The organism is Methylocapsa acidiphila B2, from assembly GCF_000427445.1.
Taxonomy (GTDB): Bacteria; Pseudomonadota; Alphaproteobacteria; order Rhizobiales; family Beijerinckiaceae; genus Methylocapsa; species Methylocapsa acidiphila.
In genome coordinates this window covers 353781-369759 of the sequence record NZ_KE386496.1, presented here as the reverse complement: position 1 = coordinate 369759, position 15979 = coordinate 353781, and the positions used below count along the sequence as shown (strand labels likewise).

Annotated in this window: 15 protein-coding genes; 10 read left to right on the top strand and 5 right to left on the bottom strand. The window is 61.9% G+C overall.

Features of this window, described 5'->3' with window-relative positions:
• The first annotated feature begins 569 nt into the window (after window positions 1-569).
• The 3 genes from METAC_RS0102975 (at window position 570) to METAC_RS22085 (ending at window position 3021) form a co-directional block, all read left to right on the top strand.
• Entirely contained in the window at window positions 570-1304 is a 735-nt protein-coding gene (locus tag METAC_RS0102975; protein WP_036255902.1) for a Crp/Fnr family transcriptional regulator, read from the top strand.
• A gap of 114 nt (window positions 1305-1418) precedes the next feature.
• Window positions 1419-1577 carry a DUF3309 family protein gene (locus METAC_RS25625; RefSeq protein WP_084143421.1) on the top strand — a complete coding sequence of 53 codons (159 nt, stop codon included), beginning with the start codon at window positions 1419-1421 and terminating at the stop codon, window positions 1575-1577.
• Between the two features lie 1228 nt (window positions 1578-2805).
• Complete coding sequence (locus tag METAC_RS22085) at window positions 2806-3021, top strand: hypothetical protein (protein WP_036255248.1); 216 nt, start codon at window positions 2806-2808, stop codon at window positions 3019-3021.
• 1021 nt (window positions 3022-4042) lie between these two features.
• On the opposite strand, the gene METAC_RS25020 is transcribed toward METAC_RS22085, so the two are convergent.
• The 3 genes from METAC_RS25020 to METAC_RS25015 all read right to left on the bottom strand — a co-directional run bounded on the left by METAC_RS25020 (window position 4043) and on the right by METAC_RS25015 (window position 6453).
• Window positions 4043-4609: a DUF1003 domain-containing protein gene (locus METAC_RS25020; RefSeq protein WP_051335335.1), complete on the bottom strand. Its 567-nt coding sequence runs from the start codon at window positions 4607-4609 to the stop codon at window positions 4043-4045.
• A 304-nt stretch (window positions 4610-4913) separates the two neighbouring features.
• The gene (locus METAC_RS26235) at window positions 4914-5111 is read right to left on the bottom strand and encodes a hypothetical protein (RefSeq protein WP_156898082.1); all 198 of its coding nucleotides are present in this window, start codon (window positions 5109-5111) and stop codon (window positions 4914-4916) included.
• A gap of 547 nt (window positions 5112-5658) precedes the next feature.
• Complete coding sequence (locus METAC_RS25015; RefSeq protein ID WP_198017152.1) at window positions 5659-6453, bottom strand: AprI/Inh family metalloprotease inhibitor; 795 nt, start codon at window positions 6451-6453, stop codon at window positions 5659-5661.
• 260 nt (window positions 6454-6713) lie between these two features.
• Between METAC_RS25015 and METAC_RS22070 the strand changes: the two genes are divergently transcribed.
• From METAC_RS22070 to METAC_RS22065, 5 genes are all read left to right on the top strand, one after another.
• Window positions 6714-6941: a PIN domain-containing protein gene (locus METAC_RS22070; RefSeq protein ID WP_051335333.1), complete on the top strand. Its 228-nt coding sequence runs from the start codon at window positions 6714-6716 to the stop codon at window positions 6939-6941.
• Window positions 6942-7065: 124 nt separating this feature from the next.
• A complete protein-coding gene (locus tag METAC_RS26985; RefSeq protein WP_084143420.1) occupies window positions 7066-7467 on the top strand; it encodes a DUF6481 family protein in 402 nt (133 codons plus the stop codon).
• Window positions 7468-8125: 658 nt separating this feature from the next.
• A complete protein-coding gene (locus METAC_RS0102925) occupies window positions 8126-9808 on the top strand; it encodes a Mu transposase C-terminal domain-containing protein (RefSeq protein WP_036255246.1) in 1683 nt (560 codons plus the stop codon).
• A 5-nt stretch (window positions 9809-9813) separates the two neighbouring features.
• Entirely contained in the window at window positions 9814-10692 is an 879-nt protein-coding gene (locus tag METAC_RS0102920; protein WP_026605883.1) for a TniB family NTP-binding protein, read from the top strand.
• Between the two features lie 7 nt (window positions 10693-10699).
• Window positions 10700-11776, top strand: coding sequence for a TniQ family protein (locus METAC_RS22065; RefSeq protein ID WP_051335332.1), 1077 nt, complete (start codon window positions 10700-10702; stop codon window positions 11774-11776).
• On the opposite strand, the gene scpB is transcribed toward METAC_RS22065, so the two are convergent.
• Window positions 11773-12459, bottom strand: a complete 687-nt coding sequence (gene scpB / locus METAC_RS22060; RefSeq protein ID WP_036255245.1) for an SMC-Scp complex subunit ScpB — start codon at window positions 12457-12459, stop codon at window positions 11773-11775. The two genes, METAC_RS22065 and scpB, sit on opposite strands and share 4 nt — an antisense overlap.
• Before the next feature lie 63 nt (window positions 12460-12522).
• Entirely contained in the window at window positions 12523-13443 is a 921-nt protein-coding gene (locus METAC_RS25615) for a DUF1403 family protein (RefSeq protein ID WP_026605882.1), read from the bottom strand.
• Window positions 13444-13890: 447 nt separating this feature from the next.
• On the opposite strand from METAC_RS25615, the gene METAC_RS0102900 reads away from it, so the two are divergent.
• Together METAC_RS0102900 and METAC_RS0102895 are read left to right on the top strand one after the other, a co-directional pair.
• On the top strand, window positions 13891-15006 hold the full coding sequence (locus METAC_RS0102900; protein WP_084143891.1) for a tyrosine-type recombinase/integrase: 1116 nt from the start codon (window positions 13891-13893) through the stop codon (window positions 15004-15006).
• A gap of 351 nt (window positions 15007-15357) precedes the next feature.
• Window positions 15358-15945, top strand: coding sequence for a DUF3489 domain-containing protein (locus METAC_RS0102895; protein ID WP_245257413.1), 588 nt, complete (start codon window positions 15358-15360; stop codon window positions 15943-15945).
• The last annotated feature ends 34 nt before the right edge of the window (window positions 15946-15979 follow it).

The window sequence follows — 15979 nt, the reverse complement described above, 5'->3', positions numbered from 1 at the left end:
GAAGCTGCCGGAAGCTGCATCACAGTCAACCAAATTGCATTGATCCAAGTCAGTTATGTCGGATATGAGACATTGATTTCGCAGTTTCGATCTCTTTGGCGCGTCCCCCGCTCCTTGCATTTGAAGCCGCTGAGATCGGCTTTGATCCCATGAAGCATTGAAGGAGGTCTGAATTCGTTTCTCCTGACTGTTTCGTAGGAAGATCTATTGAGGGCTGTACTGGGTTCGAATATTAGGTTGACAGGGCGTGCCCGCGTCCGCGCTTTATCGCGACGTCTCAGCTGTTCCCCGACAACGCCTCCTACGCGAAGCAAAGTCGATAAAATGTCTGATGTAAGACATTGGCCTTGCCACAACCAGAAAATGGGCGCACCCTATATTAGTTATAGGCGTTTAGGCGCGGTCGACGAGAGCCCGCGATAAGGCGCAAGGAAGATACTTGTCGACGACAATGCAACAAGGGCGCAACACGCACTGCCTCGAAAAGTAAGTTAGTTCGTCAGTCGGCTCGGCGGCCGTGATGCAATTTAAGTATGACAGAGAGGAGGAGCAAGGTGGTGGAGAGCCGCATGGCTGCGGTCCTGCGTTCCAACCGTTTGCTTAGTTTGCTGACGAAGGGGGATTACGAGCGGATTCGGTCGCATCTTCAGCCTATAGCGCTAGAGTACAGGCAGTCGCTCTACCATGCTCGAAAGCCAATTGGATTTGTCTATTTCATTGAGACTGGCGTCGGCTCCCTGGTAAATACCATGGCGAACGGCGAAGCGGCGGAAGTGGGAACCATCGGAAATGAGGGCGTGGTCGGTTTGCCCCTCGTGTTTGGTGACAGTAGGGCGCCCACCAGCGTTTACGTGCAAGTTCCTGGCGCTGGCTTGAGAATGAAGGCGACGCTATTCAAAAAGGAAATGGCGCAAAGCGCATCGATGCGGAAGGTGATGCTTCGCTATGCCCACGCTTTCTTCAACCAGGTCGCGCAGTCCGCCGCGTGCAATCACTTTCATACAATTCAGCAACGATGTTGTCGTTGGCTGCTCATGACGCACGATCGCATGCAATCGGATGAGTTTCTACTTACGCAGGAATTTCTGGCGATGATGCTAGGGGTGCAGCGGACCGGCGTTACCGCTGCGGCAGGCGCGTTGCAGCGGGCCGGCCTCATCCGCTATAAGCGTGGGCACGTCACGATCCTCGATCGTCGCGCGCTCGAGAACCTCTCGTGCGAGTGCTACGGCGTTTCGAAGATGGAGTTTGATCGTCTACTCGGCAATCTAGCAACAGACTCGTTCTCCAGGCATGGGCCTTGACCGCGTGCCGGCTGCAAGAATGGTGATGATGCCTTGCCAGTTCGGCAAAGCCGAATATCCTTCTAAGGGGCTATTTGTAATCGCTTCAGCGACGCCTCAAACAGGAGCAAGACCATGAGTACGATCGTTATCATTCTTATTTTACTATTGCTGTTTGGCGGCGGCGGTGGATATTACGCCTATAACACTTATGGGGGAACAGGCCTCGGGGGCGTGCTTGGCACGGTTCTGATCATTGTTTTGATCCTCTGGGTCCTCGGCATAGTGCGCTGAATTCTGCGCAAGAGTAAGAGTCGCCCTCTCGCAATCGGACAAGTGTGAGCACAGCCCTCGCCGAAGTAATCGGTCAAATCGGCGGGGGTGTCCTTAGCAAGAGGGGCGTAGCAGGACGGCGACGCAGGCGCGTCCGAGCGTGGCTTTTGACAAGCGGGAGGCCAATTCCTCCGCCGCCGAGCTCAAAAGATCTGCGTCGGCGACGCGGCGACTGCATTTATATCCGGGCTGGCAGGTTGGGATGAGGGACAGCGTCTTGTAGGCTGATTGGCGGAGGATGTTGAGATTCTCCGTTAGGCGGCCGCCTTCAGTGGGGCGTTAAAACTCATTTACAGAGAACGCTGTTGAGTTCGGTCAAGTCCTAGGCTGGGCAAGAGTTAGGCGCTTACGCCCGCTAGCGGTGCATTTTGGTGAAAAAGTGTCCGCGGATGATCCGGTTGAATGATCCACACGACCACTGGACGCCGGGAGGTTAGGCGGATTTCCACGATAAGAATTCGCTGTTGCATGCGGATGACGGGTATGATTGTTCCTTCGCCCTTTTTCGGTTGGGCATTGTGGATCGTTTTATCATGTCATGCCGCAATAATTATCGCAATTGTCGCATCGTCAGTTCTCGCTTCCCCCGGCATTCCATTCTCCTCATTGATGATCTACGAGGGGAAGTGCCGTAGTTCCCGACCTACGGGGAGCAAACAGAGAGAACCGTAGGCCGGCTCAGGTAGTCGACTTCATTTCGAATTGGTGACCGACAACAGATCGGATTCAGCGGCGGGATTGCGTCAAAATTATCCGACTGGGTGCAATATTACGCTCGATGGCTGTCCGCCTTCGAACGAGGCGGCTGGAGGAGTCCACGGTGCGCATTCCCGTGGCTAGCAAACCCAGCTTCAGTACTCGAAACGCTCGAACAATTTGATCGGGCATTGATCAAACTCCGCGTCGGTCCGATGCTTGGCTTCAAGCAATTTCAACGAGCCATTAGGATTCTCGTCGGCAACGATCTTATGGGTTCCATCAGACTTTCGTCGGGCTTGGGAGATCAGTATAAACATGGATCGCTCGCCATCAGCGAAAAAGAAGCAGCGCCAAATAATTGGACTGCAGTCCTCGCCGCTAGCTTCGGTGGGATCCCCGAGCCTTTCGTCTCGTTGGCTCCTCAAGTGGCGCCGCAGCCCTTTTATGACAGCGGCGTTCAAGCCAATTTTGTGAAACCCAGGAGAACAAGGTGTCTGATATCAAGACTACCGAGAAAGTCTCGCAGACGTTCGCTGCGGATTTGGCGGCTTTGCGCGGCGACATCACAAAATTGACCGCGTCGATTTCCGAACTCGTCCCCGAGCAGGGCTCCGCTACGACGAGCACGGTCTATCCGTTCTTGTCGGTGCTCGCCGCATTTTCCGCGGGTTTGCTGATTGGGGTGATGAGCCATGTAAGGAAATGACTTCGGGACGAAGCATTGCGCGCGATGCATAGGACTGGAGTTCCGCGTCTGGCCAAGGTGACTGCTCAAGTCATCATTCTGGGTGGAGTTGGAATTTGCCGGGATTTGGCGTGGTGAGGACGATTTGACAGCGGAATCGCGAGTTAAGCAAAGGGGTGATCCGCTGTTGCGCGCACCTGGCGTGGCGCCGTAGCGCTCTATTCCAATTTAACATTCGACTTTCTGGCTCAAGCGCTGGCGGATGTGACCGATCAGCCCGACGAGATGCTGCTGCGGGCCGCCCGCTGGCGTCGGCCGCGGGCTGGAGGCTTGCAGGTTGTCTTCACTTACGTCGCCTTCTCGCGGGCGCGGGGGTAGGCGCCTTCATCGCAGTCAGCCAGTCTAATTGCTCCGCCGCAGCGACTAAGACCAAGACTGTTAAGGATCTGATCGGCGCACTGACGCCCGTTAAGGTGGCGGTAGTCACGCAGCGTCCGCCCCGCGTGTTGGGTTCGCGAAGCCAGAGCTGAGGCCCTCGACCCGGACATCCGCGCGAGGCGCTTGGCGATCTCGGACAGCACTATGAACCCAGCGTTGGCATCTCAATGGAGACTGATGATGATCTCCCTGAATTAACGCGCCGATTCAGACGAACTCGTTCTATGTCGTTAGTCTCGCTGAACGCGGCGGCGCTCCATCGAAAGGGGGTATTGTCTCCCGCATGACGTGGGGGGACGACCAGACTTTGGATCTCTGGAGGCGGTGATCACGATCCGACCTAGATCCTCGATTGGCTGCCTGCGGCTTAGGCTGACGCCTCTGATCAGCAAATGTTCGAGGATTGTCCGCGGGAAGGGTCGTCTTGGGCTCGAAGGTAAGCCGCTTTCTGTGGGAGCGACAAAGCGCGATGTCCTAGACGGCGGAGGCCATGTCCCAGGCGGCTCCGAAGCGGTTCGTTGGTTGCGCTTGATTGAAGTCATGACATTCGGACATAGCCGTCTGCTCAACCTTGGCTTTACAGGTTGCGGCGGGTCTCCCGCCCCTATGGATTTTCCGCGCGGCCGCTGATCTGCTCCGCCTCGGCGTGGCTCTCCTTGATCGCTTCGAGCACCGATTGTGCGTCGGCAGGCTGAGCCATGGCGTCCGCTTCCTGATCCACCCGGTCGCGAATGAGTGGATTATCCCGACGGGACTCTTCCAGTAGCTGTATCACCTTCGCCGTTTTCTGCTCGCTTAAGATCGCCAGCTCCAAGGTCAGCTGCTCGCGGAGTTGGGCAAGTTGATACTCGCGCCGCTGGGTCGCCAGGATCAAGACGACTATGTAGAGCGACACCAGCGACACCGCGCTTGCCAACCCCGAGAAGGGAGGTGGATCGATAGGGCGAAAGCCAAGCGCGGCGGCGAACAGATTGAGGCTGACCCAACCGGCCGCGATGGCGGTCAACACGCCGATGAATTGAGGGCGACCCACCAAGGCCGTCATGCGATCGACGGTTCGTTGAAGGGGCGTGGTGTTCTGGTGGTGCTCGCCGTGGAGCCGCGCGATAGAGCGGACGGTCTCTTCGATGTGGGCCGGCAGGAGCGATAGCGGGACGTTCGTATCGGCCATGGCCTATCCTTGACTATGTGAGAAGGTCGGATGCCAGGCGGACGCCAGCCGCTCTGACCTGTTTCTCCCTGTTGGAAATAAGGGATCGTGAGTCGAGTGGGGCGAGGCAAGCATTTCCGCTCCCGCGACGGTTGCGAAGCTTCCCGAAGCCGATAACATGGCCGACGATAAATTTGTGACCAAGGGCCTGCGCCTTGCGGCCATGGGACGGGATGGCGGGCTATAAGCTTGACGTTGCAGCCGAACGCCGTGTCGCGGCAATGCGGATGGAAGGAGCGATCGTCTGAAACTTTTCGAAGGAATTTTAGCTTTCAGATTTTGGTTTCAAATTATCGAGGCGGTGGAGAAGCTTCTCCAATTCGCCTACACACGATCTTATGTCCTGACGAATTTCATCTCGTTCGCCGGCGGTGACATTGCGAGTCGCAAGATCCTCCCAATGGAGATGGATGGTTTCTCTCAATGTCTCAATGTCACGGCGCAAATTTTTGACTTTGGCCATATTAGGCGCTCCTATGCTTTAGAGATACTAACGTAGTGTTCGCCGTTCGCTTGACAAGCGCGTTCCATTCATAGATCGCGGGGTCAAGGTGTCGTCTCTATCGACTGAGAGCCGCGATTTGAAACCGGTCGTCGGCGGGACGGTCTCTAGCTTAAGCACCACGCTCAAGTGCACCTAGGCCTATGCCGCCGCGCTGGCGCCGAGACGGCGGCTCGAAGTTACGCTACAAGGAGACCGGAGCTGACGGTCTCAATTCGCCGTTATTATGGCACCAACACACCGAACGATAGAATCAATCAGATAGAAAGACGTTAGGTTCGCTATATCGTACAAGGATGATTGGCTATTTTCTTGGAATCCTGCTGTGGCGCAGCATTTTGTCGCATCAGCGGTAGCGCGGACATTTTCGCTGATTCATCTTTGCGATTTGTCTGAAGAGGCGGCGCACAAGATGTGCTGCTGGATGTGGTGGCCGGGGATCGGCGGCGCTCCGGTCTGTCCCAGTTGCAGCCGCACAATCCGTCTATGCCAGTCCGTGGAGGGGAGTTCACTGCTTTTTCAGGCTAAGGATCTTGCCTTCCTTAGGGTCCTTCAGCCAGGAACCGTCGGCTTGCAGATCGAGGTTTGCGGTGTGGCCCTTTCGAGCGGTAAGGATGAGGCGGCCGCCGCTGATCCGCCAGCCAACGGGATCGAAAATCACGATTCCTTGATCGCGACAGGCGGGCGCGAGCAAAGCCTTGTTGCCGCCGCGGCCGGCCTCCTTGTCGTCCAAGGTCAACATGCAGCCCGCATCCTGGCCGCCTTCGCGCAGAATTGAATAACGGCCGGCCACATCAGCCGGACGAATCGCGCCGCCCGGAGCGTTGCCCTTCGTCGCAATCTGGACGGGCTGCTGGCCTGTTTCTTGGCCCGGCTTCGCGCCGCTCTGGCTGGCTGCAAAAGGATTCCTTTGCGGCACGCGTTCGACCGAAACAAGCCGATAGGTCTCACCCTGCGGGCCGCTGGCGAGGAAGTAGCCCTCCGGCTGCTCTGTAAAATCGAGCACCGGTTCGCCGGTCGTGTCGGCAAATTCGAGGTGATCGTCGCCGACAAGGCTCCAGCTTTCGACGCTGGCGAGGATCGGGAGCGCTCTGCGGCAGCCGGCGGGCATTCCCAGACCGCGACGACTCGAAGTGACCGGCCCCGCCTGCAGAGTGAGGCGGCAGCTCCTGTTGGCGCCGTCCTGCGAGAGATCCCATTGGCCGGTTTCAGCGCGGACCAGAGTGACCGCCAGCGCTCTAACGCAACAAAGAAGGCTCGCAGCGAGAGCCAGAGCGGCCAGCCATGCGGTCCTCGCGCGCATATATCTTGGACCCTCGTAGTTCGTCCGCATTGGTCCTCATAATCGATCGCCGCAGCCTCTTATGTCATTCCGGCGTGTCTGCGAAGACTTTTGCTGCCCATCTTATTAGAAATTATGGGGCCGAAAAGGTTAACTCGCACGCGGGATTCAGATTTCTTGCCTCGCGTCCAGATGGAGCCGATCAGACGCTTGTCGCTGCTATCCCTCCCTTTGCTCCATCCTCTTGGCGCGGCGATCCCTAAGCGCCGAGGATCGCAAGCATGAGCGCAGGAAATATCACGCGCGATTTTCTGAGCGGCTTTGAGATCATCGGCGTCGACGAGCGGATCGCCGCGCGGGCGGTTGGTCTGCGCCGGCGGCATAAGATCAAATTGCCCGATGCTGTGATCTGGGCGTCGGCGCGGGATCGCGCCATGCTTTTGGTCACCCACGACGTCAAGAATTTCCCATCCGGCGATCCTGGCGTCCGCATCCCCTACGCTCTGTAATTGTCGCTTTTGCTGAGGGAGGTCGCTATCGCGGCAAAGCGAAGCTTTTGACTTCGGTTGAAACCTGGCGTCTTGAGGTACATGTTAGACCCTCCCTCACAACGACAAAAGTAGAAGGCGAACATTGAGCAATTTTAGAGAAAAGGGTTTTGTTGAGCGTCGGAGCGCCGCCGTAAATGCTGTCGCCGCGCGATTGACTAAATTTCGAGCCAAACCGGGGCCCGACGATCCGGCAGTTTTAGCTCGGGAAGCCGAGCGAAAGGCGATCCTCGAGGCGAGAAAAATCCGGGAGGCCCAGCGCGCCGCCGCCACATGTAAGCAGCTCGCCCGCGAGGCCGCCGAAAGGGCTGAACGCGAAGCCGCCCTGGAAGCCGAGAGGATCGCAGCCGAGGAAGCCACGGCCGCCGAACAGGCAGCCAAGGGAGCGAGACTGGCCGGGCTCGCCGCGCGCGTGATCGCGGACGAGGCCGCGCGCAAGGCGGCGCGCGATCAACGCTATGCTGCGCGCAAAGCTCGGCAAAACTAAGTCGTTCGATGCCTGGCGGACAATCCGTTTCCTTGCCGCAAGGACGCTCTATCGACGCTCTCAATATTCCCAGGCCCGATAACAGCCGCGTTCGGTCACCTAACTCGGAGGCCGAGCGCGGCGCGACCAAGTTGTGGCTTTTGCTTTAGGACTGCAATTCCATAAACCCTGATGTTCCCATGAGGTTAGGCCGAAATTGCAGCCTGTTTTTTGACTATGAACTTCAATTTTTATTTGGGACTTCAATTTGGGCCCTCCGCCGGCTCCACGTTTCCGAGCCAAGGGCGCCGGGCGGTGAGGGACGGATGGGATCAAGGTCCCCTGCCCTGTCGGAGACGCTGGCCGGCTTGTGGGGCGATTAGGCTGGGCCGAGCCGCAGCTCCCTCGCTGGTCGCATTGCCGATCTCCATCCAGAAACCGGCGTGTTTCCAAGGAAATAGGCCTGTTGGAATTGACCGGCTCGGGCGAAACCCCAACGGGGATTTTCGGGTTAGCGCGTCCCACAAAAGTCTTGGGGGATAGCCCGCAGCTGTCGGTTTTGATTTAAAACTTCAACAAGCGAAAGCGTAATGATTTCGTCAGGTTGGAGTGTTATCAGGGCCGCGTTTTTGATTTAAAACTTCAATTTTGCTTAAGAGATTCAATTCCGGGGGCTTTTTTGCGGCGCTTCAATTCACGCGTCCAAAGCACGGCGAAGGCTCCGAGCGCCGCTGCCGATGAGAATTGGCGGAACGCCAAACTGATCGCCCGCGAGCTGGACAAAGTGCTGGACGGGGAAGGACCCCGCAATGCGGCGATCGCCCGCGCCGCTGGGGAGCTCCGGGTCTCGACGCGGCGCATCTACGTGCTGCTTGCGCAATATCGGCTCGAGCGGACCGTTTCGGCGTTGCTCTCCCGCCGCGGCGCGGGCCGCAGCAAGAGGCTCGCCGAAAATGTCGAGGCGATCATCGCTGCGACTTTGCGAGAAAAATGGATGGTTTTGGAGGCGCCGCCGTTGGCTCCAGTCGTCGGCGAGATCCGGGCGCGCTGCGAAGCGGCAGGCTTATGGCCGCTATCCTATGTGGCGGTCCGCAGCCGCATCGCGGCCTTGTTTACGCCCGAGGAAATCGCCAAGCGGCGCTCGGCCAATCCGAACCATCTGCGGCGGCTCAGGCCACGACCCGGCTATATCAGCGCGCCCGGACCGCTCGCCGTGACGCAAATCGACCACACGCCGACCGACATCCAGTTCGTCGAGGTGATCGACGGCGCGGGCGCCTTCGTCGGCCGCGCCTATCTGACCATTTTGGTCGATGTCTTCTCGCGCTGCGTTCTGGGATTTTGTCTGACGTTGGAGGCCCCGAGCACGCTATCGGTCGCGTTGTGCCTCGCCCACGCCATCTGCCCGAAGGCGGCGTGGCTCGAATCGCGCGGCATCGAGCATGATTGGCCGACCTTCGGACGTCCGAAACAAATCGTCACGGATTCGGCAAAGGAGTTCCGCGGAAAGGCGTTCCAGAGAGGTTGCGCGGAATATGGCGTGTCCATCCGGCGCCGCGATCGAGGCCGCGTGCACGAGGGCGGCGTGGTCGAGCGTCTGCTCGGAAAGCTCAACGGCGTGATCGGGACGCATGACGGCGCCACCGGCCGCTCGATCATGGATCGCGACGGCTATCCATCGGAGAAGCGGGCCTGCCTGACCTTCGCCGATCTCGAACGCTGCGTGGCGCTCGCCATCATCGATCACAACAGCCAGATGAACGAGAAGACCTTGAAGGTTCCACTCGCCGAATGGCGCGCCCATGCCGCCGATCTGCCGGGCGGCGCCGACGCTCCCGACGCCGTGCTGCTCAATTTCCTGCCAGGCGCGCAGCGACGGCTGACGCCACAGGGCGTCGAGTTGTTTGCACTGCATTATTATGCGCCCTGGCTCGGCGTTCTCGTCCCTGAACGCGACCGAATTGACAAATTGGAGATCAGATACGATCCGCGCGACATCAGCCGCATCTATGTGCGCGATCCCGGCGACAATACGTTCCGCGTGGCGGCGCGGCGCGACGGGGCAACCACGCCGCTCACCTTATGGGAGCATCTGCGTGATCGCCGCGAACAACGGGCGGCGCAAGCCCGCTCGGCGACCGAAAAGGTCGCGATATCGCGCGAGATCGGCGCGATCGTGACGACCGCGCGAACGACCAGGACGCAAGCCCCCCGTTCTTCAAAAGGCGAACTTCGCGACGCCGTCCGCTCGGCCAAAGCGGCCGAGGCCGCAAAGCCGCATCAATCCCTGGAGCCGGCAGGCGCGCCGGCCGCGCCCCATCCCGTCCGGTCCAAGAAGCTGTTGCCGATCGAGAACTGGTGACGCGGGTGGCCGAGCATCTTTTCGACCATATTCGGCCCCTCTTGGCGGCGCCGCCGACGGAACGCATCGCCTTCATCCGCGCGCCGCGCTGGATCGGCACGGACGCCGCGCTCGCCGCGCATCGGAGGCTCCAGGAGTTGCTGGAGCGGCCGGCGTCGCTGCGCACCGAGGGATTGATGCTGGTCGGCCCCTACGCCAATGGCAAGACGATGATCGCCGAGCGTTTCGTGCTGCAACACCTCGGGTCCGCGCCCAAACGCAAGGCATGGATTTTACAGACCCGCGAGGGAACAGGCCTGGCGCATTTCTATGCGAGCGTCATTGCAGGCTTCGGCGCGCCGGCTGCCGCCGTTCGCTCGGTTTCGAGACTGGCCGAACAGGTCGACGCGCTGCTCCAGCAATTGCAGCCCCGCGTCCTGATCTTCGATGAATTCCACAATGCCTTGCGCGGCCGTTCGCGCGACGTCGAGGCGATTTTCGCGTTTCTGAGGCGCCTCGGCCGGGAATACGACGTGTCGCCAGTGCTGATCGGCGAGGTCGCCGTCTATGATCACGTCAACGCCACGCAGGAGATGGCGAGCCGGCTGCAGGCCCTGCCCGTGCCGCGCTGGCGTTATGGCGAGCCCTATCTGGCGCTGCTCGACACGCTGGAGGCGGCGCTGCCGCTCGCGCGTCCATCCAATCTGTCGGATGAAGCTCTCGCCCGGCGCGTGTTTGGCCTGTCCGAAGGGCTGATCGGCGAGACGGTCCGCATTCTTGTCGACGCCGCCATACTGGCGATCCATGACGGCGCCGAGAGGATCACGCCGCGAACGCTATCCGCGCTTTGTTACACGCCGCTGTCCGAGCGCCGCAGGGCGCCGCTGCGCCAAGACTTGCTATAGGCCGCCGTTGCCCAAACATGGCGGCCCCGCGATCGAAGTGCAGCCGCGGCTCGCGACCCTGGTGCCCGAACGCTGGCCGGCGGAGGTGGTCCCGGCGCAAGACGAGCTGCTCTCGAGCTGGCAGCATCGTCTCGCTCTCGCCCATGGCCTGTCGCCGCGCCATTTTGGGGACTGCCTCGGGTTCGGCGCCGGCGCTTGGTCGGCGCGGCTCGATCTCGAGGCGCCGGCGACCCTCCTGAACCTGTTGCATCGTCAAACCGGCGTTTGCCGCGATAGGATCGCGGCGATGACAATCGGAGGCCGAGATTGGCGGCCCTTGCTTCTGCCGCTCCGCCATTCCGTCGGTTTGGACCGGGCCGGCCAAATGTGCGCGACGTGGCTGCAATTCTGCCCGGAGTGCCTCGCCGACGACGAGGCGGCTTATTTCCGGCGGGCCTGGCGGCGCGCCAGCGTCATGACCTGCCGACGTCATGGCCGGCGCTTGATCGATCGCTGTCCGGCTTGCCGCCAAGGTCTCGCGCCCTTCAACCAACGCGCTCTCGCTCCCCAATTCCAATGCTCCGTCTGCGGATTCGATCTTCGCCGGGCCCAGGCTCCCAAACTCGCGGCGGCGACGCGCCAAGCGGCGGAGCTGATCGACGATCTGGTCCGCATCGAGGCGGCGAAAGGCTTCTTGGGGAGGAGCGCGCTGACCGAGCGGCTCCTCGCCCTGCCCTCTCTGCAAGATCCGCCGTGCGATCAGAAATTTTCGAAACTGTCGACGGCCGAGCGACTCCGCTGCCTCACGCGAATCGAGCCCGGCTTCGACCAACGATTGCGCAGGCATTTTTGGGCCGATCCCGATCCCATAATCGCCGCCTGGCGCCGGACCATCGTCACAGCTGGCGGAATCGACGCGAGCCTGCAACCTTTGGTGCGCCGGCTGGCGCGCCGCCTCGACATCGACGACGAGCCGGCGCCGAGGAGTCGCAAGCGCGCAGCCGGCGCACCCGCGGCCGAATTGACATCGTTGCTGGCGGCCTATGGCGCCGTCCATGCGCGGCGCCGCCTTTTGGACAAGCAAGCCGCCCGCTCGAAAGCCTAGTCATCCGCTTCGTCTTCGAACGCCGCGTCCTCTTCGCCGAGACCCAAGACTCCGTCGAGGTCGACGGCGGGAGGGACCGGGTCAAGCAAGCCGGCGTCCTCCAACCGCTCGATGTCGGGAAGATCGCGCAAGCTCGCCAATCCGAAGACGCTGAGGAATTGCCGCGTCGTGACATAGGCGTAAGGCGCGCCGGGTTCGGGCGCGCGCGGCCCCGCGGCGATCAAGTCGAGGCGTTTGAGGCGGGCGATGACGTCGCGGCTGACCTCCCTGCCGGCGAGCCGCGACAACTCCGCGCGGGTGGCGGGTTGCAGATAGGCGATCGCGGTTACGGCAAAGAGTTCGGTCGGCGTCAGCTCGGGCAAGCCGCCGTCCGTGGCCCCATTCCCCAAGGCGCGGATGGCGCCGGCGTAGCGCGGCTTGGTGCGCAACTGATAGCCGCCGGCGACGGCGGCGAGCTCGTAGGGGCGGCTCCGCAATTCATCGGCGATGTCGTCGAGGAGATCGTCGAGATTGCACTCCCGCCCGACGAGCCGCGCCAACGCCTCGCGCGTCACCGGCGAAGCCGAAGCGAAAATCGCCGCCTCGACCCGTCCCATCCATTCGCGCCAGCGCGCGCCCTCCGGCAGTTCGGCGAGATCGGAATCGAAGAGCGGCCGCGCCTCGCGTTTTTTCCGGCGGCTCATGCCCTCACTCCTTGTCTTGCCGCGGCGTCTTGACGCAAAGGGCCCCCGCTTCGCTCGAAAACGCTATAGGCCATAGAGCCGAAAGCTCGGCCGACCCGAAAGTTCGCGCACGGCGCCGAGTTCGATGAGGCGATCGAATAGGCGACGGCTCGCGCGATCCGACAATCCGGCCGCCATCGCCGCCATCGCCGGCGCAACCACGTCGTCAGTGAGCAACAATTCGACGGCCCGGCCGGCGCCTTTGGCGCGCAGGCTCAAGGCGGCCAAGCGCAGTTTTGCGGATCGCCGAGCGAGATCACTGGCGAGATCATAAGCCTCTGCGCTGGCGCGGGCGTAGGCTTTGGCGCAGCTTGACAGCCAATCTTGATCATCTGGCTGCGGCCGTTTTCTGCTCGACTTGGCGCGCAGCGACGGATGCAGGATCGACGCGGCGATGAGCGGAACCGGCCGATCCCAGCCGAGTCGATTCGCCAGCGCCAAATCTGCGACCCATAGCGCCAGAATTTCGGCCTCGCCGCGCGCCGCATTTGGCAGCGCTTGCAGCGTGGCGGATCCCGACAGGGCCGCCGCGACGATGGGATTAGGGTGGTCTTTCGCGACGCTGTCGAGCGCGGCGACGAGGCGGTCGAGATCGACGCTTTGGATCGAGGCCGGCGCATCGAGGCCCAGGAGATCGGCCGCGGCGCGCAGAGCTTTGCCGTCGATCCGCGCCCGCCGCGCCGCGAAGAGCCGCCACAGCCGGTGGAGGCGCCCGGCCGGGCCAGGGTCGGCGCCGGCCTTGATGAAATGCTGGGCGTCCCGCAAGGCGCGCTCGTCCTCGCGCATCCGCATCATCGCGGCGCAAGCGACGCCGGCGCGCAGCGCCAGACGCTGCCGCAGGACGCCGGAAATATGCGGTCGCGTCGCCAGAGCGGCGTCGAAGAGAGCGAGGCCGGCGCCGGCGGAAAAAGCCGCATCGAGCGAAGCGTCATGGCCAAATGGCACATCGGATAGATCCGATGTGTTTCGATGGTCGGGCCGGGACGCCGCGTGCCCCTCGACTGGTCCTTCCCCTTGGCTTCGCCGAGCGGAGCCTTGGCCCAGCCTCCCCTCGGAGTTTTGGCTCGCAAAACTCCTCGCCCATCCTGGAAAAGCTCGATCGGTCAGTTCGATACGGGGCTCGGCAGCTGGTTCATGTGCAGAGCGGGGGCGCCGACGGCTGGAAAACGAAGCCTCGTGGGAAGGCTCGGCGGCGGGCTCGGGTGCGGAAAGGGAGGGAATGGGATCGATTCGGGCCATGCGCGATCTTAAGCCATGGCGGCGCTTTGTCAGCTCTATTTGATGTTAACCGCCGGGCTTGTCGACAGCATTTAATGTCCGATAATGTTCAATTATCGGACACTGATTCGGGGCGAAAGAAAACGCGCCCAAAATGACGGAAAACCAGCCGAAATGACGGAAAAATCGCCCCAGGACGAGCCTTCTGGGCCGCAGGCCGGCCCCGAAGCCCGCCCGCCGGAGGCCCAGGACTTGGCCGGGGACTTGAGCCAGGACTTGGCGCGCGCGTCCGAAACATCGGCGCGCCTGCCGGTTGGCCTCGAACGTCTCGCCGAGACCGCGAAAGACTACGCTCGCGGCGCCAAGGCGGACAACACCAACCGCGCCTATGCCGCCGACTGGCGCCATTACGCCGGCTGGAGCCGCCGCCGGGGCTTTGCTCCCCTGCCCCCGGACCCGCAAGTTATCGGCCTCTATCTCGCCGCCTGCGCCTCCGAGCGCGGCATGGGCGCGCGCGGCGAACCGCTGTCCGTACGGTCGATCGAGCGGCGCCTGTCGGCGCTCGCCTGGCAGTTCGCCCAGCGCGGCCAAAAACTCGACCGGAGCGACCGGCATATCGCCGAGGTCATGGCCGGGATCCGCCGCAAGCATGGCCGCCCGCCGGAGCAGAAGGAGGCGGTGCTGGCCGAGGATCTGCTGGCCATGCTGGCGACGCTCGATCATAGCCTGCGCGGCCTGCGCGATCGCGCCATTCTCCTCTTCGGCTTCGCCGGCGGTTTGCGGCGCAGCGAGATCGTCGGCCTGGACTGCGGGCCGGGGCAGACCGAAGACGGCTGCGGGTTTGTCGCGATCGAGGCCAAGGGCGCGCTGGTTCAGGTCAAGGGGAAGACCGGCTGGCGCGAGGTCGAGATCGGCCGCGGCTCGTCCGAGGCGACCTGCCCCGTCGCAGCCATTGAACTCTGGCTCAAGTTCGCCCGGATCAGCCATGGCCCCCTCTTCCGCCGGGTCGGCGGGACCAAAGTCGCCGCCGACCGCCTGATCGACAAGCATGTCGCGCGGCTGGTGCAGAAGACCGCGCTCGCCGCTGGCGTTCGCGGCGACCTCAGCGAAGGCGAGCGCAAGCGCAAGTTCGCCGGCCATTCGTTGCGCGCCGGGCTCGCCAGTTCCGCCGAGGTCGATGAGCGCTATGTCCAAAAGCAGCTCGGCCACGCCTCGGCCGAGATGACGCGGCGCTACCAGCGGCGGCGGGACAAATTCCGCGTCAATCTCACCAAGGCCGCAGGACTATGAGGCTAAAAAGATGAATGAATTCAATATAAAACTAAGATTGCAGGTGAATCGCTAAGGCAAAATCGAGCACGGCGTTTTTAACTAAGCGATTCAAATTGAAGTTCTTAAGCAAAACCGACAGCTGCATTAAAGATTGAATCGCGATCTTGCCGCGGTACCTTTGCGCGCAGCGCGGGCCAAACGACTCGCTTTGCGACTGGACTTCGGCGCCGAACGGAGCATTGCTAGGCGTCGTCAGGCGACGACCCGGGCGGTTTATAACGCGCCAACCTCCTTCACCCTGCCGGCTTTTGGCCACTGGCGGGGTCGCGTCGGTGACAGCGGATGCTGTCATTGGCGAAGGAGGACAGCATGCCGAAGCTTACAGATAATCAATTAATCGCGCTCTCGAAAGCCGCCGCCCGGGACGATGGCGTCGCCGTTGCGCCGCAGGGGATGGGCAAGGCGGCAGCCGCGAAACTTGGCGCGAGCCTCGTCGCGCGCAAGCTCATGCGGGAGATTCGATCGAAGCCGGGAATGCCGATCTGGCGCGAAGCGGATGGAAAGAACTTTAGCCTTGTCATCACGCGCGCTGGCCGCGAGGCGATCGGAGCCGAAGACGAGGCGATGGCCTCCGGTGGTTCAGCTCTGAAGTCGGCCCGGCCCAGCGCCGCCGGGAAGGCGCCGAAGGCCAGAGCTGCCTCGCAGCCGGAACAGCGATCGACCGACGGCGTCCCTCGCCAAGGCTCCAAGCAAGCCATGATCGTCGAAATACTCTCCAAGGATGATGGCGCTTCGCTCAACGCCTTGATCAAGGCCACAGGCTGGTTGCCGCATACGACGCGGGCGGCGCTGACCGGACTGCGCAAGAGGGGATATGCCGTCGAGCGGGTCCGCGATGAGGCCAAGGGTTCGCTCTATCGGATCGTCGAAAAGCCGGCGGCGGCGATCGAGGCCTAACGCGATGGCCGCACGTGTTTCGGATCGACGGCCG

What these genes read in the sequence shown, in the direction of transcription:
- METAC_RS0102895 (WP_245257413.1), top strand. Translation starts at nt 15,358, where the DNA reads ATGCCGAAGCTTACAGATAATCAATTAATCGCGCTCTCGAAAGCCGCC.
- METAC_RS0102975 (WP_036255902.1), top strand. Translation starts at nt 570, where the DNA reads ATGGCTGCGGTCCTGCGTTCCAACCGTTTGCTTAGTTTGCTGACGAAG.
- METAC_RS26235 (WP_156898082.1), bottom strand. Translation starts at nt 5,111, where the DNA reads ATGGCCAAAGTCAAAAATTTGCGCCGTGACATTGAGACATTGAGAGAA.
- scpB (WP_036255245.1), bottom strand. Translation starts at nt 12,459, where the DNA reads ATGAGCCGCCGGAAAAAACGCGAGGCGCGGCCGCTCTTCGATTCCGAT.
- METAC_RS0102900 (WP_084143891.1), top strand. Translation starts at nt 13,891, where the DNA reads ATGACGGAAAAATCGCCCCAGGACGAGCCTTCTGGGCCGCAGGCCGGC.
- METAC_RS25020 (WP_051335335.1), bottom strand. Translation starts at nt 4,609, where the DNA reads ATGGCCGATACGAACGTCCCGCTATCGCTCCTGCCGGCCCACATCGAA.
- METAC_RS25015 (WP_198017152.1), bottom strand. Translation starts at nt 6,453, where the DNA reads ATGCGCGCGAGGACCGCATGGCTGGCCGCTCTGGCTCTCGCTGCGAGC.
- METAC_RS22070 (WP_051335333.1), top strand. Translation starts at nt 6,714, where the DNA reads ATGAGCGCAGGAAATATCACGCGCGATTTTCTGAGCGGCTTTGAGATC.
- METAC_RS25625 (WP_084143421.1), top strand. Translation starts at nt 1,419, where the DNA reads ATGAGTACGATCGTTATCATTCTTATTTTACTATTGCTGTTTGGCGGC.